Source organism: Allobosea sp. Leaf344 (genome assembly GCF_001426225.1).
GTDB lineage: Bacteria > Pseudomonadota > Alphaproteobacteria > Rhizobiales > Beijerinckiaceae > Allobosea.
In genome coordinates this window covers 506,359-527,437 of sequence record NZ_LMRT01000014.1, presented here as the reverse complement: position 1 = coordinate 527,437, position 21,079 = coordinate 506,359, and the positions used below count along the sequence as shown (strand labels likewise).

Annotated in this window: 20 protein-coding genes; 3 read left to right on the top strand and 17 right to left on the bottom strand. The window is 68.6% G+C overall.

Annotated elements, in window-relative coordinates; translation table 11 throughout:
* Positions 1 to 17 precede the first annotated feature (17 nt).
* The 14 genes from ASG72_RS14410 to ASG72_RS14345 all read right to left on the bottom strand — a co-directional run bounded on the left by ASG72_RS14410 (position 18) and on the right by ASG72_RS14345 (position 14,459).
* Entirely contained in the window at positions 18 to 959 is a 942-nt protein-coding gene (locus ASG72_RS14410; RefSeq protein WP_056713364.1) for an ABC transporter permease, read from the bottom strand.
* A gap of 24 nt (positions 960 to 983) precedes the next feature.
* A complete protein-coding gene (locus ASG72_RS14405; RefSeq protein WP_056713362.1) occupies positions 984 to 2,555 on the bottom strand; it encodes an ABC transporter substrate-binding protein in 1,572 nt (523 codons plus the stop codon).
* Positions 2,556 to 2,677: 122 nt separating this feature from the next.
* On the bottom strand, positions 2,678 to 3,814 hold the full coding sequence (locus ASG72_RS14400) for a M20/M25/M40 family metallo-hydrolase (RefSeq protein WP_056713360.1): 1,137 nt from the start codon (positions 3,812 to 3,814) through the stop codon (positions 2,678 to 2,680).
* Between the two features lie 12 nt (positions 3,815 to 3,826).
* The gene (locus ASG72_RS14395) at positions 3,827 to 4,987 is read right to left on the bottom strand and encodes a M20 aminoacylase family protein (protein ID WP_056713359.1); all 1,161 of its coding nucleotides are present in this window, start codon (positions 4,985 to 4,987) and stop codon (positions 3,827 to 3,829) included.
* A 28-nt stretch (positions 4,988 to 5,015) separates the two neighbouring features.
* On the bottom strand, positions 5,016 to 6,515 hold the full coding sequence (locus tag ASG72_RS14390; RefSeq protein ID WP_056713356.1) for a M81 family metallopeptidase: 1,500 nt from the start codon (positions 6,513 to 6,515) through the stop codon (positions 5,016 to 5,018).
* A gap of 151 nt (positions 6,516 to 6,666) precedes the next feature.
* Positions 6,667 to 7,446: a VOC family protein gene (locus ASG72_RS14385; RefSeq protein ID WP_056713354.1), complete on the bottom strand. Its 780-nt coding sequence runs from the start codon at positions 7,444 to 7,446 to the stop codon at positions 6,667 to 6,669.
* Positions 7,447 to 7,471: 25 nt separating this feature from the next.
* Positions 7,472 to 8,452 (bottom strand): TRAP transporter substrate-binding protein, encoded by a 981-nt coding sequence (locus tag ASG72_RS14380; protein ID WP_056713353.1) that lies wholly within the window; start codon positions 8,450 to 8,452, stop codon positions 7,472 to 7,474.
* A gap of 249 nt (positions 8,453 to 8,701) precedes the next feature.
* Positions 8,702 to 9,028, bottom strand: a complete 327-nt coding sequence (locus tag ASG72_RS14375) for a c-type cytochrome (protein ID WP_156395974.1) — start codon at positions 9,026 to 9,028, stop codon at positions 8,702 to 8,704.
* A gap of 60 nt (positions 9,029 to 9,088) precedes the next feature.
* Entirely contained in the window at positions 9,089 to 9,499 is a 411-nt protein-coding gene (locus ASG72_RS14370) for a cytochrome c (RefSeq protein ID WP_056713349.1), read from the bottom strand.
* Between the two features lie 143 nt (positions 9,500 to 9,642).
* Positions 9,643 to 10,632, bottom strand: a complete 990-nt coding sequence (locus ASG72_RS14365) for a branched-chain amino acid ABC transporter permease (protein WP_056714727.1) — start codon at positions 10,630 to 10,632, stop codon at positions 9,643 to 9,645.
* Between the two features lie 84 nt (positions 10,633 to 10,716).
* Positions 10,717 to 11,604 carry a branched-chain amino acid ABC transporter permease gene (locus tag ASG72_RS14360; protein WP_056713347.1) on the bottom strand — a complete coding sequence of 296 codons (888 nt, stop codon included), beginning with the start codon at positions 11,602 to 11,604 and terminating at the stop codon, positions 10,717 to 10,719.
* Positions 11,605 to 11,673: 69 nt separating this feature from the next.
* Positions 11,674 to 12,879 carry an ABC transporter substrate-binding protein gene (locus ASG72_RS14355; RefSeq protein WP_056713345.1) on the bottom strand — a complete coding sequence of 402 codons (1,206 nt, stop codon included), beginning with the start codon at positions 12,877 to 12,879 and terminating at the stop codon, positions 11,674 to 11,676.
* Positions 12,880 to 12,940: 61 nt separating this feature from the next.
* Positions 12,941 to 13,702: an ABC transporter ATP-binding protein gene (locus tag ASG72_RS14350; protein WP_056713343.1), complete on the bottom strand. Its 762-nt coding sequence runs from the start codon at positions 13,700 to 13,702 to the stop codon at positions 12,941 to 12,943.
* A complete protein-coding gene (locus ASG72_RS14345) occupies positions 13,692 to 14,459 on the bottom strand; it encodes an ABC transporter ATP-binding protein (RefSeq protein WP_056713340.1) in 768 nt (255 codons plus the stop codon). The genes ASG72_RS14350 and ASG72_RS14345 overlap by 11 nt, the downstream gene beginning before the upstream one ends.
* Before the next feature lie 227 nt (positions 14,460 to 14,686).
* Here ASG72_RS14345 and ASG72_RS14340 point away from each other — a divergent pair, with 227 nt between their 5' ends.
* Complete coding sequence (locus ASG72_RS14340) at positions 14,687 to 15,391, top strand: DsbA family protein (protein WP_082540354.1); 705 nt, start codon at positions 14,687 to 14,689, stop codon at positions 15,389 to 15,391.
* 164 nt (positions 15,392 to 15,555) lie between these two features.
* On the top strand, positions 15,556 to 16,773 hold the full coding sequence (locus tag ASG72_RS14335; RefSeq protein WP_056713337.1) for an aminotransferase class V-fold PLP-dependent enzyme: 1,218 nt from the start codon (positions 15,556 to 15,558) through the stop codon (positions 16,771 to 16,773).
* A 24-nt stretch (positions 16,774 to 16,797) separates the two neighbouring features.
* Here ASG72_RS14335 and ASG72_RS14330 read toward each other — a convergent pair whose 3' ends face one another.
* The 3 genes from ASG72_RS14330 to ASG72_RS14320 are packed head-to-tail and all read right to left on the bottom strand — an operon-like array spanning position 16,798 to position 19,125.
* Entirely contained in the window at positions 16,798 to 18,195 is a 1,398-nt protein-coding gene (locus ASG72_RS14330) for an AtzE family amidohydrolase (protein WP_056713335.1), read from the bottom strand.
* Entirely contained in the window at positions 18,188 to 18,403 is a 216-nt protein-coding gene (locus ASG72_RS14325; RefSeq protein ID WP_056713333.1) for an AtzG-like protein, read from the bottom strand. The genes ASG72_RS14330 and ASG72_RS14325 overlap by 8 nt, the downstream gene beginning before the upstream one ends.
* Positions 18,400 to 19,125 (bottom strand): isochorismatase family cysteine hydrolase, encoded by a 726-nt coding sequence (locus tag ASG72_RS14320; protein WP_056713331.1) that lies wholly within the window; start codon positions 19,123 to 19,125, stop codon positions 18,400 to 18,402. Before ASG72_RS14320 ends, ASG72_RS14325 begins: the two co-directional genes overlap by 4 nt.
* 160 nt (positions 19,126 to 19,285) lie before the next feature.
* On the opposite strand from ASG72_RS14320, the gene atzF reads away from it, so the two are divergent.
* Positions 19,286 to 21,079 carry an allophanate hydrolase gene (gene atzF, locus ASG72_RS14315; RefSeq protein WP_056713329.1) on the top strand — a complete coding sequence of 598 codons (1,794 nt, stop codon included), beginning with the start codon at positions 19,286 to 19,288 and terminating at the stop codon, positions 21,077 to 21,079.

Below are 21,079 nucleotides of genomic sequence, written 5' to 3'. Positions count from 1 at the left end.
CAGGCTGGGTTCGGCGCTCAATACCTGATCCTCGGGTCAAACAGCATATAGGCCATGTCGATGGCGAGGTTGATCGCGACATAGACGGCCGAGAACAGCAGGATGACCGCCTGGATGGTCGGGTAGTCCCGCGCCAGGACGGCATCGACCGTCAGCCGGCCGAGGCCCGGAATGGCGTAGACGCTCTCGGTCACCACCACGCCGCCGATCAGAAGGGCGATACCGATGCCGACCACGGTGACGATCGGCACGGCGGCGTTCTTCAGCGCATGGCGGAACAGGATGATGCGCTCGACCTGCCCCTTCGCCCGCGCGGTGCGGATGTAATCCTCGCTCAGCACCTCGAGCACACTGGCGCGGGTCATGCGGGCGATCAGCGCGATATAGATCACCGACAGCGTGATCGCCGGCAGGATCAGGCGCTGGATGAAGCCGCCGAATCCGTCCGCCAGCGGCTGGTAGCCCTGCACCGGGAACCAGCCCAGCGAGATCGCGAAAATATAGATCAGCAGGTAGCCGATCACGAAGACCGGCACCGAAAACCCCAGCACCGAGAAGCCCATGACGATCCTGTCGATCCAGGAGCCGTGGCGATAGGCGGCGAGCACGCCGAGCGGCACCGCGACCGAGACGGCGATGACGATGGTGAGGAAGGCGAGCGACAGGGTCGGCTCGATGCGACCCAATATCAGCTCGCCGATGGTCTTCTTGAAGAAGAAGGATTCGCCGAGATTGCCCTGCAGCAGATTGCCGGCCCAGATGCCGAACTGCGTCAGGATCGGCTGGTCCAGCCCCAGCCGGTTGCGGATCAGCTCGATCTGCTGGGTCGTGGCGTTGTCGCCGGCGATGATCGCGGCGGGATCGCCCGGCGTCAGCCGGAGCATGAGGAAGACCAGCACCGCGACGATCACCAAGACGGGGATCGTCGCGAGCAGGCGCCGCAGCAGGTAGCCGAGCATGGCGTCAGAACCGGATCGCGACGCTCACTTCTTCTTCTCGACGTTCCAGAACACCGGCGCCGGGGCGGTCAGGATGCCGCTGATGTTGGAGCGCGCGGCGATCGGCACATTGTACTGGCCGAGATGGATGTGGGTGGGCTGCTCGCGCCAGCGCATCTGCACCGCCTCGACGATCGCCTTCTGCTTGGCGGGGTCGGTCTCGCGGGCGAAATCATCGCGCAGCTTCTCCATCTGCTCGTCGCAGGGCCAGCCGAAGGCGGCCTTGTCGCAGCTGGCATTGAGGAAGCCGCTCATCACCGGGTTCAGGATGTCGGCCGAGACCCAGGCGGTCAGCATGCCGTTCCAGCCGCCCTCGGCCGCCGGGGCGCGGCGCGTGCGGCGGGAGACGACGGTCTGCCAGTCCGAGGACTGCATGTCGACCTTGAAGCCGCCTTTCTCGAGCAGCACCTTGGCGACCGGCGCGAGATTGGTCAGCGACTGCAGATCGGTGGAGTGCAGCAGCACGATCGGGGTGCCGTCATAGCCGGCCTCCTTCAGCAGCTCCTTGGATTTGTTGAAGTTGGATTCGAGCAGGCCCTCCATGCCCTTTTCGGTGGCGAGGGGCGAGCCGCAGACGAACATCGCCTTGCACAGCGTGTAATATTCGGGGTTGCCGACGACGGCGTCGAGGAAGTCCTTCTGGTTGAAGGCGTAGGTCACCGCCTGCCGGACCTTCGGATTGTCGAAGGGCTTGAGGATGTGATTGAAGCGGAAGGTGTATTGCAGCCCGAGCGGGTTGTAGGTCGTCAGCTTGATGTTCTTGTCGTCCTTCAGCAGCGGGATCAGATCGAAGGCCGGCTGCTCGATCATGTCGATCTCGCCGGCGAGCAGCGCGTTCACCGCCTGCTGCTGGTCCGAGACGGCGAGCCATTCGATGCGGTCGATCTTCGCCACCTTGCCGCCGGCGAGCCCGGAGGGCGCCTCCGCCCGCGGCTTGTACTTGTCGAATTTGGTGTAGACGATCTTGTCGCCCGGCTTCCATTCATCGGTCTTCAGGACGAAGGGCCCGGAACCGACGAATTCGGAAATCTGCGTGTTGGGATCGGTCTCCGCGACGCGCTTGGGCATCATGAAGGGCACGTTGGAGGAGGGCTTGCCGAGGCCGAAGATCAGCAGGCCCGTCGGCGATTTCAGCTTGACCGTGAAGGTCTTGGCGTCACCGACGCTCATGCTGTCGATGAAGCTGGCGAGCTTCTGGCCGACCGCGTCCTTGGCGCTCCAGCGCTTGATCGAGGCGACGCAATCCTCGGCCGTCACCGGCTTGCCGTCATGCCAGAGCAGGCCGTCGCGCAAGGTGAAGGTGTAGGTCAGCTTGTCCGGCGACTCGGTGAAGCTTTCCACCATCTGCGGCTTGATCTCACCCTTCTCGTCCATGGCGAAGAGCGTGTCGTAGATCATGTAGCCGTGATTGCGGACGATATAGGCCGTGGTCCAGATGGGATCGACGATCTTCACGTCGGAATGCATGACGACCTTCATCGTCGTCTGCGCCTGCGCCAGGGAGGTGCTGGCCAGGAGGGCCATCGCCGCGGTCACCGACTTCCACTGAAACGTCATGATTTCGCTCCCCTGTCATTGTTGCGCATCATCTGCCTGCAGTAATGCAGGCACTGTGCCATTCGGTGCGTCATGCTCGTTCGAAAGGCGGTTGCCTGTCAACGCGCCACACCGCGGCGATGTCAGCTCCGTAGCTGGCTCAGCAGTCCGGCGATCAGCCGGCAGCGCGGCACCAGGCTGTCGACCAGGATATGCTCGTTCAGCGTATGGTAGCCGGCGCCGAGCAGGCCGAGCCCGTCGAGAGAGGCGAGGCCGGCCGCCCCGGTGAAATTGGCGTCGGACCCGCCGCCGGCGGAGGCGTGGCTGAGGGTGAAGCCGATCTGGCCGGCGAGGTCGGCGGCGAGATCGTAGAGCTTCATCGTCTCGGCATCGGGCTCCCAGACCGGGCGGGTGACGCCGCGTTCCACGGTGAAGCGCGTGCCGTCGGGCCGCTCGCCGGACAGCGCCAGCATCCGCTCGACGCCGCGGTCGAGATCGGCCTGGCGCTTGGCCATGCTCAGCGCCTCCGCACGGCAGGTCGTGGGGACGCAGTTCACCCAGCGCCCGCCCTCGATCACCCCGACGCTGAAGGTGCAATCCGCATCGGTCATGGCCTCGATCTCGAGCAGTTGCCGCGCCATCAGGTTGATGGCGGAGCGCCCGTCGGACAGGGTGGCGCCGGCATGGCTCGGCCGGCCCTCGGCCAGGAGGTTGAAGCGGGCGATGGCGTAGCGGCCGGTGACGACGCCGTTATCGGGACGGCCGGGCTCCGGCACCAGGATGTAGCGGTCGCGCCGCGCCTGCTCCATGATCAGCTCGCGTGTGCCCGGGCTGCCGATCTCCTCGTCGCTGGTATAGAGCACGCTGACCGGCAGCGGCGTCTCGATGCCGGCTCTGGCCAGCGCGATGATCGCCTGCAGCGCGACATAGGCCCCGCCCTTCATGTCGACGATGCCGGGGCCGTAGCAGCGCTGCCCGTCACGGCGGAACGGCAAAGGGGCGAGCGTCCCCACCGGGTGGACCGTGTCGAGATGCGACATCACCAGGATGCCGGGCTCGCCGCGGCGCGGATGCGGGAAATCCCCGCGCAGGCAATCGCCCAGGCCCGGCGGGCCGGGGAAGCGCGTCACGGCGGCGCCGGCCGCCTGCAGCTCTCCGGCGACCAGATCCATCATCCGGTTCACCGCCGCGACGTCGAAGGTCGGGCTTTCGCATTCGATCCAGGGCCGCAGCCCGTCGAGCAGCGTATCCGTGTCGAGGGGCAGGTCCAGGAAGCTCATGGCGGCGTCCGATCAGGCTGCGAGGCGGGTTTCGGCGATGCGGGCGAGCAGGCTCGCGCCGATCGGCAGGATGCCGTCATCCAGCACATAGGCCGGGTTGTGGACCGGAACCGAGCCGGCATGGCCGACCCAGCAATAGGCGCCGGGGACCTTGAGCAGCATGTCGGCGAAATCCTCGCTGCCCATGATCTGCTTGGGTTCGGTCAGGACATTGGCGTCGCCGACGATCTCGCGTGCCACATCGGCGGCATGGGCCGTAGGCTCGGGATGGTTGACCAGCACGTTGAAGATGTCGCGGATCTCGACGGCGATCTCGCAGCCGAAGCTCATCGCCATTCCGGCCGCGATCTCGCGCATGCGGTCGCGCATCAGCTGGGCGATCTCCGGCGAGAAGGTCCGGATCGTGCCGGCGAGATGCGCCTCTTCCGGGATGATGTTGTAGGCTGTGCCGGCATGGATCTGGGTGATCGAGAGTACGGCGGCCTCGCGCGGATCGGCATTGCGGCTGACGATGGTCTGCAGCGCCGAGGCCAGAGCGACGGCGACCATCACCGGGTCGCGCCCGAGATGCGGCATGGCGCCATGCGTGCCGCGGCCGGTGATCCTGATGTCGAAGAAATCGGCGCCGGCCATGGCCGGGCCGGGAAACACCGAGATCTGGCCATGGTCGAGATTGGGCGCATTGTGCAGCCCATAAACCTCGTCGCAGGGGAAGCGCTCGAACAGCCCGTCCGCGATCATGGCGCGGGCGCCGCCGAGCCCCTCCTCCGCCGGCTGGAAGATGAAGATCGCCGTGCCCGGAAAATCGCGGTTCTCCGCGAGATAGCGCGCCGCGCCGAGCAGCATGGTGGTGTGCCCGTCATGGCCGCAGGCATGCATGCGGCCGGGATGTTTCGAGCTGAAGGCGAGATTGGTGATCTCGTCCAGGGGCAGCGCGTCCATGTCGGCGCGCAGGCCGATGCGCCGGCCGGGCCCGCCGGTCCCGTGCAGCACACCCACGACCCCGGTGCGGCCCAGGCCGCGATGCACCTCGATGCCCCAGGAGGCCAGTTTCTCGGCGACGATGCCGGAGGTCCTGATCTCCTCGAACCCGAGCTCGGGATGGGCATGCAGGTCGCGGCGGATGGCGACCAGCTCGTCCTTGAAGGCTTCGATCTGCGGCAGGGTCGGCACGGGCGGTCACTCCTGGTGAGGCGGCTTGTCAGCCGAAGACGGGACCCTGCGGCGCGATCCGCAAACCCTTGCGGAGGTTGCGCCAGGGCAGCGAGGCGGGGCTGACCGGCATCGGGCCGGGCGCGGCGCAGACCAGGATGGCCTCGGCGATGGGCTCGAAATCGGCGCGGAAATGCACCGAGCTCTTATTGACCAGGATCGCCTGGTCACGCGGCTCGATCCCGACCTGCCGGTACATCGCCTGATCCGCCATCTGCGCCTTGCGCGAGGCGAGGACGATGCGGACCCCGCCGATGCGCAGGCAGGCGCAGGGGCCGAGATTCATGCGCGATCCGCCATAGAACGGCCCGTCGGCGATGAATTTCCCGTCCGAGAGGCGCTCGACCAGGAAGGCGGCGGTGACCGGCGCGTCGCCCGCGATGCCGGATTTGGCGCCCAGCGACAGCGTCAGCGTCGCGCCCACCCCGGCCGCATGGGCCTGCTCGGCGGCGGCGGGATCGACGATCAGGCCGATCGCGGCCCGCTCTGCCTGGCAGGCGATCAGCGCCCGGACCATGCCCATCGTATCGGAATCGCCGCCCGCACCCGGATTGTCCTGGGTGTCGGAGATGACCACCGGCCGGGTGGCGGCGCCTGCGAGCCGCATCGCCTCGCGCACCCCGTCCTCCGGCGCATAGACCTTGCCGTCGAAGGCGCTCTCGCTGGCGATCACGCGCCCGGCCACCGCATCGGCGGCACGGTCGGCATCGGCCTGGGTCCGGCCATAGGCGACGACGGTGGCGCCGCAATCGGGAAAATCCGCGGCCGGGAAGCCGGGCAGGAAGGACAAAGTCGGCACCGCCTCGCCTTCCAGCGCCGCCAATTCGCGATAGATCGTCCGGCAGGGCTCCATGGCCGTGGCCTGCCAGGCGATCGGGATCAGGAAGGGGATCTGCCGGAAGGCCTTGGCGTGGCGCGCCTCACCGCCCAGCAGAAGCGCGAGATAATCGGCACTGCGCCGGCCGGTCCCGGCCATGTCGATATGGGGATAGGTGCGGTAGGCGATCAGCGCATCGGCCATCTCGACCATGAGGGCGGTGACGTTGCCGTGCAGATCGAGGCTGGCGACGAGCGGGATATCGGGACCGATCGCCGCGCGAACCCGCGCCAGCACCTCGCCCTCGCCATCCTCGAAGGCCTCGCTGACCATGGCGCCGTGCAGATCGAGAAAGACCGCGTCGCAGGGCAGCGCCGAGCGGATGCGGTCGACCAGCTCGCAGGTGATGGTCTCGAAAGCCTCGGCCGTGACATGGGCCGAAGGGGTGGCCGCCGCCCAGAGCGTGGGCAGCAACGTCCAGCCACGCTCGCGCCCGGCCTCGACGAAACCGGAGGCTCCGACATTGACGTTGTGGATCGCCGCGAAGACCGCCTCGCCGGTGGCGAGCGAGGGCCAGCCGCCACCCTGGCGGAAATGCTCCAACTCCGCCTTGCTGGGGGCGAAGGTGTTGGTCTCGTGCAGGAAGCCGCCGAAGGCGATGCGAGGCGACATGAGAGTGTCCGGGACCGAAGCGGGACGCCGAGGTAATCACGTCGCCGGCAGCGGACCAAGGCCGATTTTTGCGCGGCGCCCCGCGGCGAAGGCGGCTTGGCAAGGCCCGGCTGCGCCGGCTAGTCTCATTCCCTTGCGCCAGCGGCGCCGCTCAGAGCGCCCGCACGATCTCCAGCCGCGCGCCATGCGCCAGCTCGCGGTCGAGCGTCTGGTCGAGCGTTCCATAGAACGAGACCGCGTAGATCCCCTGCCCGCGATGGGCGAGGTGCTGCGACAGCGGGTCGGAGGCGCCGGGATGCGGCTCCGCCAGCGACAGCATCTGGTCGCCCAGCCTGAACTGCGCCAGGCGGGCGCCCAATCCGGGCGCGCCCCCGCAGGCGAGCGGCGCCTGTCCCAGCAAGGCCCGATAGCGCGCGGTGGAATTGCCGAGATCATGCACGGCGGCCGTGACGCCGGCCACGCCGGTCACGCCGTTGCGATGCCTGCGGGCCGCGCCGGTCGGGACGCGCAGATCGCGGGCGGTGACGTCGCCGCAGAGGAAGGGGACGTCCGGCTCCGGCGCGCGCGCCGTCTGCCAGGCGAGCTGCACCCCGTCGGGACGCAGCCTCGCCCCGGCAATCGGGCCCTCGATCGAAAGCCCGCGCGCCCGTGCGCCCCACAGCGCATCGTCGAACAGATCGGGTAGCAGCGCATAATCGACGAGGCCGCTGCCGCAATGGCTCAGCACCTGCCACCAGCGGAAATCCGGCACGGGGCGGCCGAAGGCGATGATCTCGAGATAGCAGCCGTCTTGGAAGACGATCAGCGCGTTGCGCGAGCCGCGCGGGTGCTCGCCACCCGGGAGAACGGTGAAGCCCAAAGTCTCGTAGTCGCGCATGGCGGCTTCGAGATCGGTGACCGCGATCACGATGTGATCGAGCGACAATGCCATGTGGAAACCCTTCCGGAGGATATGGTCAGCTGCCGGCGACGGCCTCGATCTTCTCGATGCCGCCGAGCTTCGGCGCCAGCGACGCCCAGACCCTGCGGGCGCCCGCCTGCCAGCCGGCGAGGTTCTCCGGCCGGAACACCTGGCCGCCCTCGGCTTTGGCGCGCGCCATCGAGACGGTCTCGTCACGCAGGATCAGCCCGTCGAAATGCCGTGCCCCCTCCTGCGCCGCCGCGGCGAAGGCGGCGCGGTCCTCCTGCGGAAGGCTCTGCCAGAAGCTCCCGGCGACGGCGACGACGCCCGAGGCCCAGATATGCCCGGTCTCGGTCAGGCAGGGCACGACCTCGTGCAGCCTGAAGCCGACATAGGCGGATTTGGTCAGGTCCATCGCGTCGACCACCCCGGATTTCAGGGCGTTATAGGTTTCGGGGATGGGGATCGGCGTCGGGAACGCCCCGAAGCCGGACCAGAGCTCGGTATGCAGCGGGCTCTGGATGACGCGGATGCGCTTGCCCCTGATGCCGTCCGGCGTGGTGACGGGCTCCCGGGTGAGCAGATGCCGCGCGCCGTAGTTGATGAAGCCCAGGACGACGAAGCCCTGCGCCGCGTAGAGGCCCCGCAGCTCCTCTCCCAGCGGCCCGTCGAGAACCCGGCGCAGATGCGCGGCATCCCTGAACAGGAAGGGCAGATCGAGGATCTGGCCGGCCGGTACCCAGCTCGACAGGGAGGAGGTGGTGGACAGGGAGGCCTGAACCGAACCGAGCCGCATGCCCTCGGCCACCTCCTTCTCGCCTCCCAGCGCCGCGTTGGCCACGATGCGCAGGTCGAAGCGACCCGGGGCGGTGCGCTCTAGAATCTCGGCGATATGGCGCCAGACCATCGTCTCCGGCTTGTCCTCGCCGAGCAGCGAGGCCACCGTCACCCGCCGCGGCGCCGCAGCGGCCGGAGCCGCCCGCAGCAAGGCCGGTGCTGCGACCAGGCCGGAAAGGAAAAGGCGGCGGCTCGTCATCGGCGCTCCCCTAATTCGGCGGATCGTCCCGCCTCTGAGTGGCCCCCGCCGGCCGGGACGTTAGTCCCCGACGGCCGCGGCGCAAACCTCATGGCTGGATAGGGTGCATGCCGCATCGACATGACTCCGCGCTCGACCGCCGAGATAGCGAGGCTCCCAGCCACGGACCGGCGACGCGGTGTCGGAGTCAGCCGAAAGCGTGCATCTCCCGTAACGTCATATTCAGATGCGGGAAAACCGCCTCGGGAGTCAAGGGCGGCGCAGGCTCAGGATGAAGGCGATGACGTCGTCCATCTCCACCGGGCTGAGCTGGTAGCGCGGCATGTCGCCATGGGGCGTCTGCAGGAAGACGCGCAGCGCCGTCGCCGTGGTCGAGGCCATGTCGGCGATGGCGGCGAAATCGGGAGGCGAGCGGCGCTGGTCGCGGGCGGCCGCATCCAGGCGATGGCACTGCGCGCAGAGCGTGGCGGCGACCTCCCGACCCTGCCGGGCATCGCCGGCGGTCTGCGCGGCTGCGGGCAGAGCTGAGGCCAGCGCGAAGCCCATCACGACGAGGTGCATGCGTTCGAGCCTCATGGCCTTCACTCCCCTTCGGCGCCGGTGCGGACAGCCGCGCTGGCGCGCTTCACCTCGCCGTCACCGGGCCGGCTGCCAGCGGCGCGAAATCCGGCGGATATAGGCGACGAGACCGTCGGTCTCATGCTCCAGAAGACGGAATTCCGGCATGCCGGGATGGCGGACCACCGTGCCGTCGATCAGCACCGGCGCCGGATTGCCGTCTGGATAGCGCTCGGCGATCAGCGGGAAGCGCGGCGCCCGCCGGTTGGGGCTGCGGCCGGTCCTGCCGATCGCGTGGCAGCCACTGCAATATTGTTTGGCGACGCCCTCGCCGATCTTGGCGCTGGCGCGGTTCTCCGGCCTCTGCGCATCGGCCGGCATCGCGGCGGCCGGGGAAGCGGCGAGACATAGGAGCAGCAGCGCCGCCGCTCCGGTTCCGAAGCCGCCAGGAGCTCCGCGCTCGTCTCGTCCGTCCCGCAGCATCGCCATCGCGCCATCCCCGGCTTCGAGGCGGAGATCGCCTCATGCGCGGATTTTGCGAATCCAGCACATCGACAGCATGGGCCGCAGGCGCGGCTTCCACATTGAGCCTGATCAACCCGAGCAGCGGAATCGCCGGTTCAGAATTTCGCTCAGAGCCCCTTGCCGATGCGCTTGGCGATGACCCCGACGATGCCTTCCCGGAAGAGCAGCACGCAGACGACGAAGATCACGCCCTGGACCACGAGCACCCAGGAGCCGAGGCCGGCGAGGTAGTTCTGCATCGAGACGATGACCAGCGCGCCGACGATCGGACCGAAGACGGTTCCGAGGCCGCCGACCAGCGTCATCAGCACCACCTCGCCCGACATCGACCAGTGCACATCGGTCAGCGAGGCCAGCTGGAAGACGATCGCCTTCGTCGCCCCAGCCAGCCCGGCCAGCCCGGCCGACAGGACGAAGACCGCGAGCTTGTACTGGTTGGCGCGATAGCCGAGCGAGATGGCGCGGGGCTCGTTGTCGCGGATCGCCTTGCAGACCTGGCCGAAGGGCGAATGGATGATGCGGTAGATCAGCAGCAGCCCGCCCATGAAAATCGCGGCGACGACGAAATACAAAGTGCGATCATCGGCGAGATCGATCAGGCCGAGCAGCTTGCCGCGCGGCACGGCCTGGATGCCGTCCTCGCCGCCGGTGAATTGCGGCGTCTGCAGCGAGAAGAAGAACACCATCTGCGACAGTGCCAGCGTGATCATCGCGAAATAGATGCCCTGGCGGCGGATCGCCAGCGCGCCGAAGACCAGGCCGAGCAGGGCGGCGACCAGCGTCCCCGCGACGATCGCCAGCGCCGGATCGAGCCCCCAGATCTTGGCGGCATAGGCCGAGACATAGCTCGCCATACCGAAATAGGCGGCGTGGCCGAAGGAGAGCAGCCCGCCATAGCCGAGCAGCAGGTTGAAGGCGAGCGCGAACAGCGCGAAGCACAGGACCTTCATGACGAAGACGGGATAGAGCACGAAGGGCGCGACCAGCAGGCTGAGCGCGATGCCGATCATGATCGCCTTGTGCAGGCGCTCGGTGCTGCGGTTGGTCTCTTCCAGCGCTAGCCCTCCGGCGGGCGCCTCGACGGACAGATCGGCCATGGTCAGTTCCTCCACCCGGCGGCGCGGGGTCGCGAAGCGATAGGGGCAGGCGGCACGGCACCCGCGAAGACGGCGAAGCGACCATCAGGTCGCCCGCCCGAACAGGCCCTGCGGCTTCACCAGCAGGACCAGCACCATGATGATGAAGATCACCGTGGCCGAGGCCTCGGGGTAGAACACCTTGGTCAGCCCCTCGATCAGGCCCAGCCCGAAGCCGGTGATGATCGAGCCCAGGATCGAGCCCATGCCGCCGATCACGACGACGGCGAAGACGACGATGATCAGATCGGCGCCCATGTTCGGATTGACCGAATAGATCGGCGCCGCCAGCACGCCGGCGAAGGCGGCGAGCGCGACCCCGAAGCCATAGGTCAGCGTCACCATCAGCGGGACGTTGATGCCGAAGGCCTGGGTCAGGGTCGGGTTCTCGGTGGCGGCCCTGAGATAGGCGCCGAGGCGCGTCTTCTCGATCAGGAACCAGGTCGCGAGGCAGACGGCGAGCGAGGCCACCACCACCCAGGCGCGGTAATTCGGCAGGAACATGAAGCCGAGATTCTGGCCGCCGCGCAGCTCGGGCGGGATCTGATAGGCGAGCCCCGACGAGCCGTAGCCGTTGCGGAACAGGCCCTGGATGATCAGCGCCAGGCCGAAGGTCAGCAGCAGGCCGTAGAGATGGTCGACATGGGCGATGCGCTTGATCAGCAGCCGCTCGATGGCGATGCCGGTGGCGCCGACGATGATCGGCGCCAGCAGCAGCGCCGCCCAGTAATTGATGCCGAGATAGTTCAGGCACATCCAGGCCACGAAGGCGCCCATCATATACTGGGCGCCATGGGTGAAGTTGATGATGTTGAGCAGGCCGAAGATCACGGCCAGGCCGAGGCTGAGGATAGCGTAGAACGAGCCGTTGATCAGCCCGAGCAGAACCTGCCCGAACAGGGCTTGCGGCGGAATTCCAAGCAGCTCGAACATGCGTCTCTCAGCCTGAACCTAGGGTGCCGGACGCGCCCCCCGCAGCAGCGGAGGGCGCCATGCCAGATGCTATTTCTTGACCAGCGGGCATTCGCTTTCCGAGAGCGGGCGGAAGGCCTGCTCCGCCGGCAGCACGGCGACCTGCTTGTAGTAATCCCATTTCGCCTTGGATTCCGCCGGCTTCTTGACCTCGTAGAGATACATCGGGTGCATCTTGCGCCCGTCGGCGCGGATCGTGCCCTTGCCGAACAGCGGATCGTCGGTCGGCAGCTCCTTCATCTTGGCCATGACCGCGGCCGGATCCTTCGACTTCAGCTCGGCCACCGCCTTGAGGTAGTGCAGCACGGCGCCATAGACGCCGGCCTGCACCATGGAGGGCATGTTGCCGTTATGCGCCTTGGCGAAACGCTGCGACCAGGCGCGGGTGCCCTCGTCGCGATCCCAGTAGAAGGATTCCGTCAGCACCAGACCCTGCGCCGTCTGCAGGCCGAGCGCATGCACGTCGGTGACGAAGACCAGCAGCCCCGCGAGCTTCTGCCCGCCCTGGGTGATGCCGAACTCGCCGGCCTGCTTGATCGAGTTGATGGTGTCGCCGCCGGCATTGGCGAGGCCGATGACCTTGGCCTTGGACGCTTGCGCCTGCAGCAGGAAGGACGAGAAATCCGTGCCCGGGAAGGGGGTGCGCACCGCGCCCAGCACCTTGCCGCCATTCTTCACCACTACCGCGGAGGTGTCGCGCTCCAGCGCATGGCCGAAGGCGTAATCCGCCGTCAGGAAGTACCAGCTGTCGCCGCCGGCCTTGACCATCGCGCCGCCGGTGCCGTTGGCGAGGGCATAGGTGTCGTAGGTCCAGTGGACGGTGTTGGGGGAGCAGGCCTTGCCGGTGAGATCGGAGGTGGCGGCTCCCGAATTCAGGAACACCTTGTTCTTGTCCTTGGTGATCTGGTTGATCGCCAGCGCGACCGAGGAGGTCGGCACGTCGGCGATGACGTCGACACCGTCCTGATCATACCATTGCCGGGCGATGTTGGAGCCGACATCGGGCTTGTTCTGGTGGTCGGCCGAGACGACCTCGACCTTCAGCCCCTTTTCGGCGGCCTTGAAATCCTCGACGGCGAGCCTGGCCGCCACGGCGGAGCCCTCGCCGGTGAGATCGGCATAGAGGCCGGAGCGGTCGTTCATCACGCCGATCTTGATCGAAAGCTGCTGCGCCACGGCGGGCGAGGCGAGCAGGGCCGCGAAGGCGGTCGTTGCGAGAAGCGTCTTGAAGGTCATGGTGTTCTCTCCCGTGAGATGATCGTCGATTTCGACGTGGTTCTTATTGGGGGGCCGCGGTTCAGACCCCGAGATAGCCGTGCAGCTTGTCGATGTTCCGGTCGAGCTCGGCATTGGGGATCATGTCGATCACCCTACCCTGCTCGACGACGTAATGCCGGTCCGCGACCGTCGCCGCGAAGCGGAAATTCTGCTCCACCAGGACGATGGTAAAGCCTTCGCTCTTCAGCCGCGCGATGGTGCGGCCGATCTGCTCGATGATCACCGGAGCCAGACCCTCGGTCGGCTCGTCGAGCAGCAGCAGCCGCGCCCCGGTGCGCAGGATGCGGGCGATCGCCAGCATCTGCTGCTCGCCGCCCGAGAGCTTGGTGCCCTGGCTCTTCAGCCTTTCCTTGATGTTGGGGAACAGGGTGAAGATCTGCTCGAGCGACAGCCCGCCCGGCTTCACCTGCGGCGGCAGCAGCAGATTTTCCTCGACGCTGAGGCTGGAATAGATGCCGCGCTCCTCCGGGACATAGCCGATGCCGAGCCGGGCGATCGCACGCGAGGGCAGCTGGATCGTCTCCTGCCCGTCGAAGACGACCGAGCCCTTGCGCCTCGCCATCACCCCCATGATCGACTTCAGCGTCGTCGTCTTGCCGGCGCCGTTGCGCCCGAGCAGCGTCACCACCTCGCCCGGCGCCACGTCGAAATCGATCCCGTGCAACACATGCGATTCGCCGTACCAGGCTTCGAGCCCGCGCAGCTTCAGCAGCGGCGCGACCGAGGCGGCGGCGGCCGCGCCCGGCGAGGCGGCGGCCGTCTTCACGCTGTCAGTGAGCATGGCCGCCTCCGGACCCGATATAGGCTTCGACCACGAGCGGATTGGTCGAGACGGCGGCGTAGTCGCCCTCCGCCAGGACCTGGCCGCGCGCCAGCACCGTGATCCGGTCCGAGAGCGAGGCCACCACCGAGAGGTTATGCTCGACCATCAGGATGGTGCGGTTCGCCGCCACCTTCCGGATCAGCGCCTCGATCCGCTCGACATCCTCGCGCCCCATGCCGGCCATCGGCTCGTCGAGCAGCATCATCTCCGGGTCGAGGGCGAGGGTCGTGGCGATTTCGAGCGCGCGCTTGCGTCCATAGGACAATTCCACCGCCGGCAGAGCCGCGAAGGAGGACAGGCCGACGGCCTCGAGCAGGCGCATCGCCTCCTCGTCGAGCGGCCGCAGAACCTCTTCGGAGCGCCAGAAATCGAAGGAATCGCCGCGCTTGCGCTGCAGCGCGATGCGGACATTGGTCAGCACCGAGAGCTGCGGGAAGACGGCCGAGATCTGGAACGACCTGACCAGCCCGAGCCTGGCGATCTCGGCGGGCTTTTCGCGGGTGATGTCGCGTCCGTTGTAGATAATCGCGCCGCTCGTCGGCGCCAGGAACTTCGTCAGCAGATTGAAGCAAGTCGTTTTGCCGGCTCCGTTGGGGCCGATCAATGCGTGAATAGTGCCGCGCTTGACTTGCAGATCAACCCCGTTGACGGCAGTGAAGCCACCGAACTCCTTGGTCAGACCCGAGGTCGACAAAATGACGTCGCCACCGACCATATACGCGCCTCATCCCGTTGCTATTTTTATAGTTTTCTAATTTCCCGCGCCGATGCTGCACTGACCTCTGCAGCAGTGTCAACTGCCTATGCAGCCAATGCAGGACAGAGCCGGTTGGGCGAATCCGCACGTCGGACACCCCGCCCGCACATTGCAAAAAAGACATGATCGGATTGTTGAACCCGGCTGCGCTGGCACGGGCCGCGCCGTCACGCCGGAAGAGCCTCATGATCGTCACGACCCGCCGCACTCTGATCCGCGGCGCCGCTTTCGCGCTCGTCGCCCTGTCGCAGCTGCCTGGCGTCGCCAGGGCCCAGAGCGATGGCTGGTTCGACATTGCCGGGGACGACGGCAAACCGATGGCCAATACCCGCCTGCCGGTGGAGCTGACCAGCGAGATCGAGGCGCTGCCGGGCGTGATCTGGATCGGCGCGAGCAGCAGGGCCGTCACGCTCTACGAATTCTACGACTATAACTGCCCCTATTGCCGCGTGGCGGCCACGGATCTGCATACGCTGGTTTCGGCGCGGCCGGAGCTTCGGGTCGGGCTCGTCAACAACGCCATCCTCTCGCCGGGCTCGGTCCAGGCCGCGCGGGTCGAGGCGGCTTTGCTCAGCCTGAAAGGGCCGCAGCCGGCCTATGAGCTGCACCGCCGGCTCTTCGCCAGGCCCGGCCGGCGCGACGGGCTGCAGGCGCTGGCGCTGGCGGAGGAGCTCGGCGCGAGCCGCGGGGAGGTCGAGGCTCTCGCCGACAGCGACGGCATCGGCAAGATGGTCTCCGCCCAGCGCGATCTCGCCGCCAATCTCGGCCTCGCGGCGACGCCCTCCTTCGTCGCCGGCGGCGCGGGGCTGCTCGGCTATCCCGGGCCGAAGACGCTCGACCGGATCGTCAGCGCGCTGGACGAATGCGGCGAGGCGATCTGCACCTCCTGACGCGCCGTCTCATGAGCGAAACGAATGAGGTGCCGAAGCCCTTGTCGTGAGACAGAATCCGGTTTCGCAGCTAGGTATGGCCCGTCGCCCGAGGCGATCTGTTTCCACACGAACGAGGCGCGGCCCTTCTCCCTCACCGGCGGCGGGCGCGACAGGAGCTATCTATGAGCGTCGCGAACGGCCGGGCGTTGCTGGCCACTCCGGGCCCGACCAATATTCCCGATCGCGTGCTGCAGGCGATGATGCGCCCGGCGGAAGATCTCAACACGCGGACGATCGTCTCGCTGACCGATAGCATCCTGAGCGATCTCGCGGGCATCTTCCGCACCTCCGGCAGGACCTTTCTCTACGCGGCCAACGGCCATGGCGGCTGGGAGGCGGCGGTCTCGAACGTGCTGTCGCGCGGCGACAAGGTGCTGGTGCTCGCCAGCGGCCGCTTCGCCCTCGGCTGGGGCGAGATGGCCGGCTTCATGGGCGCCGAGGTCGAGATGCTGGAGGGCTCCTGGCGCGCCAGCGTCGATCCCGCGGCGGTGGAGGAGCGGCTGCGGCGCGACACGCGCCACGAGATCAAGGCCGTGCTCATGGTGCAGATCGACACCGCCTCCGGCGTGGTCAACGACGTCAAGGCGGTACGCGCGGCGATCGATGCCGCGGGACACCCCGCCCTCTACATGATCGACGGCGTCGCCTCGCTCGGCTGCATGCCCTTCGAGATGGATGGCTGGGGGGTCGACGTCGCCATGTCGGCCTCGCAGAAGGGCATGATGACCTCGCCCGGGCTCGCCTTCGTCGCCGCCAACGAGAAGGCCTGGCAGGCCCACCGGACCGCGACGATGCGGACGCTGTACTGGGACTGGACCGCGCGCAGCGGGCCGCAGCACTACATGCGCCATTGCGGCACCCCGCCGGAGCATCTGATGTTCGGGCTGCGCGCCGCGCTCGACATGATCCTGGAAGAGGGGCTGGAGGCGGTCTGGCAGCGGCATAGGCTGCTGGCCGGCGCCACCCATGCCGCCGTAGCGAAATGGGCCGAGGGGCAGGTCCTCTCCTGCAATATTCCCGAACCCGCGCAGCGGGCCTGTTCGGTGACGCCGATCCTCGTGCAGGGCCACGAGCCCGAAGCGATCGCCGATTACACGCGCTCGGCCTGCGGGGTGACGCTGGGCTCCGGCATCGGCGAGCTCGCCGGCAAGGCGTTTCGCATCGCCCATATGGGCCATACCAACGTGCCGATGGTGCTCGGCAGCCTGAGCGCGGTCGAGATGGCGCTGCAGGCGCTGGAGGTGCCGCATGGCGAAGGCGGCGTCGCGGCCGCAATCGCCCATCTCGCCCAGCACACGCCGGTGCCGGAGCGCCGCCAGGACCACGCCGGGGCGCATTGAGGCGCGGCGCGGCTCGCTTCGCCCTCAGCTTTGGAGAGCGGCCGGCGGCTGCGCCACGCATATACCCTGCGTCGCCAGGAAGGCGGCGGCGCGCAGGCAGATATCCTCCCGCCAGGGCGGCGCGATCAGCTGCACGCCGATCGGCATCGTGCCGGTGAAGACCGGCACGCAGGCGACGGGCAGGCCGATGCAGGAGATCGGCTGGGTGAACAGCCCGAGATTGGGCCGCAGCGGCACGTCGGCGCCGCGCAGACGCAGCGTCTTCCGCCCGATCTCAGGCGCCGTGCACGGCGTTGCGGGGGCGATGATCAGGTCGACCGACCGGAAGAGCCGCATCGTCTCGTCATGGAACCAGCGCCGGGCGGCCTGGGCCTGCATCACCCAGGCCGCCGGCAGCATCGCGCCGGCCAGGAAGCGGTCTCGGGTCTCCGGATCGAACTCGTCGGCACGGCTGCGCAGCCTGCCGAGATGGAAGGCGGCGCTCTCGCCATTGGTGATCAGGAAGGCCGCCGCGCGGGCGATCGCGGCGCCCTCCAGGACGACATGGCCGCGCGCGCCCAAAGCCGCGGCGACCGCTCCGACGGCGGCATCGGCCTCCGGCAGATCATTCGTCTCGAAATAGCCGCCGGCCGTCGCGATCCGCAGCCCGGCCAGCCCCTTCTGCAGCTCTGGCAGGACCGGCTCGACCCGGCGCTGCGCGCAGGCGGGGTCGTGCCGGTCGGGGCCCTGCATCACATCATAGGCCAGAGCGAGATCGGTGACGTCACGCGCGAAGGGGCCGAGATGGTCGAGCGAGTCGCAGAAGGGGAAGCTCCGGGTGCGCGGCAGCCTCCCATAGGTCGGCTTGAGCCCGAAGACCCCGCAGAGCGAGGCGGGCACGCGGATCGAGCCGTTCGTGTCCGAGCCGAGCGACAGCGGCGCCAGCCCGGCCGCCGTGGCGGCGCCGGAGCCGGAACTGGACCCGCCCGCCATGCAGGACAGATCATGCGGATTGCGGCAGGCACCGTCATGGTGATTTTCGCCGGTGAAATCATAGGCATATTCGCCCATGTTGAGGCTGCCTATGAGCACGGCGCCCGCCGCTTCGAGCCTCTCCACCAGCACGGCGTCGCGCGTCGCCAGGGGCCGCTCGCGGTTGATTTTTGAGCCCGCCCGCGTCGGCAGCCCCGCGACGTCGAAGAGGTTCTTGACGGCGAAGGGCACCCCGGCCAGCGGCCCCAGCGCGGCACCGGCCAGGCGGGCGCGATCGACCGCCCGCGCCTGCGCCAGCGCCCGGTCGGCGGTGACGTCGGTGAAGGCGTTGAGCCGCGGGTTCACTATGGCGACGCGATCGAGCCAGGCCTGCGTCACCGCCTGCGCGCTGACCCTGCCATGGCGGACCGCGCTGGCGATGCGATGCGCCGCAGTGAAGGGATCAAGCATCGTCGCTCTCCGCCGGTCCCGGCCGGAACACCGGCGCCAGATCGAAGGCATCCGGGTCCAGCGGCGCTGCCGCGACCAGAGCGGCCATGGCCTGCGCCACCTGCAGGAATTGCAGCACGCCGGGTCGCTGGTCGGCGCTGATGGCGAGCCCCATCGTCGCCGCCATGGCGTCCAGATGCAGCGCCGCGTCGAATGGCTCGTCGCTCATGCGCTTTCGACCTCCGCCACCGTCTCGACCGGCGCGGCCGGCCGCGCGGCTTGGCTGTCAGACAGCGCCGCGAGAACCGCCTCCGTCGTGGTCACCCAGCCGAAAATCGCGCCCTGCGCCGCGATCATCCGCAGCCCGACCTCGTGGAATTCCGGATGATAGGAGGCGCAGGCATCGCCGAGCACGAGGCAGCGGAAGCCGCGATCATTGGCCTCGCGCACGGTGCTGTGGACGCAGACCTCGGTCGTCACCCCCGCGATCAGCAGGGTATCGATGCCGCGGTTGCGCAGCAGCAGCTCGAGATCGGTCTGGTAGAAGGCGCCCTTGCCCGGCTTGTCGATCACCGGCTCGGAGGGGAGCGGCTGCAGGTCCGCTATGATGCCGTGCCCCGCCTCGCCCCGGACCAGGATGCGGCCCATCGGCCCGGCCACCCCGATGCGGCGCTCCGGCGCACCGCGCTCGATCTTCGTCTTCGGCGCGTCCGAGAGATCGGGGCGATGCCCTTCGCGCGTATGCAGGACGAGGATGCCGGCGGCCCGCGCGCCCTCCAGCATCGCCTTGCAGGGCGCCACGGCCCGGCCCAGCAGGGAGACGTCGTTGCCGAGCGCCGCGCCGAAGCCGTGCGGCTCGAGAAAATCCCGCTGCATATCGATGATCAGCAGCGCGCTCCGCCGAAAATCGACCGCGAGCGGCTCGGGCTGGGCCGGCACCTGGCATTGCATGACATGCGGTCTCCGCGGGCTCTCCGCCTGGACTAGCAAGCGCCATGCCTGCTGCGGCGTGACGGGGAGGCTTCTGCGCCGCCGCCCTCCCGCCCGCTTGCACAGTCCTTGCATGCATGCCGGCGCTATCTGCCTAGCGATTGTGCTCCTGCGAAAGCGAATGCCCGTGCCGACCCTGACCAGCCTGCTCCGCAGCCATCTCGACGGCTCCGCCACGCCGACGCAGAGCGTCGCCGCCTGTTATGCGAGCCATCGCGCGCATGGCGACCCGGCCATCTTCATCAGCCTGCGCCCCGAGGCGGAGGTTCTGGCGGAGGCGGCGCGGCTGGAGGAAGAGGGGCCGCGCGGCCGCAGGCTCTGGGGCATCCCGATCGCCGTGAAGGACAATATCGACGTGGCGGGGCTGCCCACCACGGCGGCCTGCCCCGGCTTCGCCTATCGGCCCGCGGCCGATGCGACGGCGGTGGCGCGGCTGCGCGCGGAGGGGGCGCTGATCATCGGCAAGACCAATCTCGACCAGTTCGCCACCGGGCTGAACGGCACGCGCTCGCCCTATGGCGTGCCGCGGAATGCGCTCAGGCCCGATCTCGTCCCCGGCGGCTCGAGCTCGGGCTCGGCCAGCGCGGTGGCGGCGGGCATCGTGCCCGTGGCGCTGGGCACCGACACCGCCGGCTCCGGCAGGGTCCCGGCCGGGCTGCAGAATCTGGTCGGGCTCAAGCCCACACTCGGCCTCGTCCCGACGCGAGGCGTCGTCCCCGCCTGCCGGACGCTGGATTGCATCTCGATCTTCGCCACCACGGTGGACGATGCCTGGGCGGTGCTGGAGGTGATCGCCGGGGCCGATCCGTCAGACGCTTTTTCGAAACCCGTCGCCATCAGCCAGCCCGGCCTGCCCTCGCCGCATCTGCGCATCGGCGTGCCGCGGCCGGCCGATCGCGATTTCGCCGGGGATGCGTCGGCCGCGGCGAGTTTCGAGGCCGCATCGGCGCGCGCCCAGGCGCTCGGCGCCACCCTCGTCCCGCTCGACATGACCCCGTTTTGGGAAGCCGCGCGCCTGCTCTATGACGGCCCCTGGGTGGCGGAGCGCTACCTCACCATCCAGGCGCTGCTGGAGCGGGAGCCGGACGCGATCCTGCCGGTGATCCGCGAGGTGATTGCCGGACGCCCGCTCCAGAGCGCGGCGGAGACCTTCGCCGCGCGCTATCGGCTGGCGGAGCTGGCGCTCGCGGCGCGCGCCGTCTTCGCCGGCCTCGACCTGATGATGGTACCGACCGCGCCACGGCCGGTGACGCTCGCCGAGATGGCGGCCGATCCGATCGGCAAGAACGCGCTGTTCGGCCGCTATACCAATTTCGTCAATCTGCTCGATCTCTGCGCGCTCGCCGTCCCGGCCAGCCTCGCCGCGGACGGAACCGCGGCAGGGGTGACGCTGATCGCCCCGGCCGGCCAGGACGCGCTGCTCGCCGGCATCGGCCGCGCCCTGCATGCCGCATCCGGTCTGACGCTCGGCGCGACGGGTGGGCCAATGCCTGCGCCGGAGCCCGGCCTGCCGCGGGCGGGGCCCGACAGCATCGAGATCGCGGTGGTCGGCGCGCATCTCTCGGGCATGCCGCTGAACCATGAGCTGACGGCGCTGGGCGGCAGTTTCCTGCGCGCCACGACGACGACCGGCGATTACCGGCTCTTCGCTCTGCCGGGCGGGCCGCCGCAGCGGCCGGGGCTGGTGCGGGTGGCGCCGGCGGGCGGCGCGCCGATCGCGGTGGAGGTCTGGGCGCTGCCGCCATCCGGCTTCGGGCGCTTCGTCGCCTCCATTCCCGCCCCGCTCGGGATCGGGACGCTGGCGCTGGCCGACGGCACGCGGGTCAAGGGGTTCCTCTGCGAGGCCATCGCGACCGAGAATGCGCGGGATGTGACGGCCCATGGCGGCTGGCGGGCTTTTCTCGCCTCGCTCTGA

Bases quoted from the DNA above. Each gene is read 5' to 3' on its own strand.
- ASG72_RS14400 (WP_056713360.1), bottom strand. From the start codon at position 3,814: ATGAGCTTCCTGGACCTGCCCCTCGACACGGATACGCTGCTCGACGGG.
- ASG72_RS14340 (WP_082540354.1), top strand. From the start codon at position 14,687: ATGATCGTCACGACCCGCCGCACTCTGATCCGCGGCGCCGCTTTCGCG.
- ASG72_RS14365 (WP_056714727.1), bottom strand. From the start codon at position 10,632: ATGGCCGATCTGTCCGTCGAGGCGCCCGCCGGAGGGCTAGCGCTGGAA.
- ASG72_RS14325 (WP_056713333.1), bottom strand. From the start codon at position 18,403: ATGAGCGACGAGCCATTCGACGCGGCGCTGCATCTGGACGCCATGGCG.
- ASG72_RS14370 (WP_056713349.1), bottom strand. From the start codon at position 9,499: ATGGCGATGCTGCGGGACGGACGAGACGAGCGCGGAGCTCCTGGCGGC.
- ASG72_RS14350 (WP_056713343.1), bottom strand. From the start codon at position 13,702: ATGCTCACTGACAGCGTGAAGACGGCCGCCGCCTCGCCGGGCGCGGCC.
- ASG72_RS14375 (WP_156395974.1), bottom strand. From the start codon at position 9,028: ATGAGGCTCGAACGCATGCACCTCGTCGTGATGGGCTTCGCGCTGGCC.
- ASG72_RS14410 (WP_056713364.1), bottom strand. From the start codon at position 959: ATGCTCGGCTACCTGCTGCGGCGCCTGCTCGCGACGATCCCCGTCTTG.
- ASG72_RS14345 (WP_056713340.1), bottom strand. From the start codon at position 14,459: ATGGTCGGTGGCGACGTCATTTTGTCGACCTCGGGTCTGACCAAGGAG.
- ASG72_RS14405 (WP_056713362.1), bottom strand. From the start codon at position 2,555: ATGACGTTTCAGTGGAAGTCGGTGACCGCGGCGATGGCCCTCCTGGCC.
- atzF (WP_056713329.1), top strand. From the start codon at position 19,286: ATGCCCGTGCCGACCCTGACCAGCCTGCTCCGCAGCCATCTCGACGGC.
- ASG72_RS14330 (WP_056713335.1), bottom strand. From the start codon at position 18,195: ATGCTTGATCCCTTCACTGCGGCGCATCGCATCGCCAGCGCGGTCCGC.
- ASG72_RS14380 (WP_056713353.1), bottom strand. From the start codon at position 8,452: ATGACGAGCCGCCGCCTTTTCCTTTCCGGCCTGGTCGCAGCACCGGCC.
- ASG72_RS14385 (WP_056713354.1), bottom strand. From the start codon at position 7,446: ATGGCATTGTCGCTCGATCACATCGTGATCGCGGTCACCGATCTCGAA.
- ASG72_RS14360 (WP_056713347.1), bottom strand. From the start codon at position 11,604: ATGTTCGAGCTGCTTGGAATTCCGCCGCAAGCCCTGTTCGGGCAGGTT.
- ASG72_RS14320 (WP_056713331.1), bottom strand. From the start codon at position 19,125: ATGCAATGCCAGGTGCCGGCCCAGCCCGAGCCGCTCGCGGTCGATTTT.
- ASG72_RS14335 (WP_056713337.1), top strand. From the start codon at position 15,556: ATGAGCGTCGCGAACGGCCGGGCGTTGCTGGCCACTCCGGGCCCGACC.
- ASG72_RS14390 (WP_056713356.1), bottom strand. From the start codon at position 6,515: ATGTCGCCTCGCATCGCCTTCGGCGGCTTCCTGCACGAGACCAACACC.
- ASG72_RS14355 (WP_056713345.1), bottom strand. From the start codon at position 12,879: ATGACCTTCAAGACGCTTCTCGCAACGACCGCCTTCGCGGCCCTGCTC.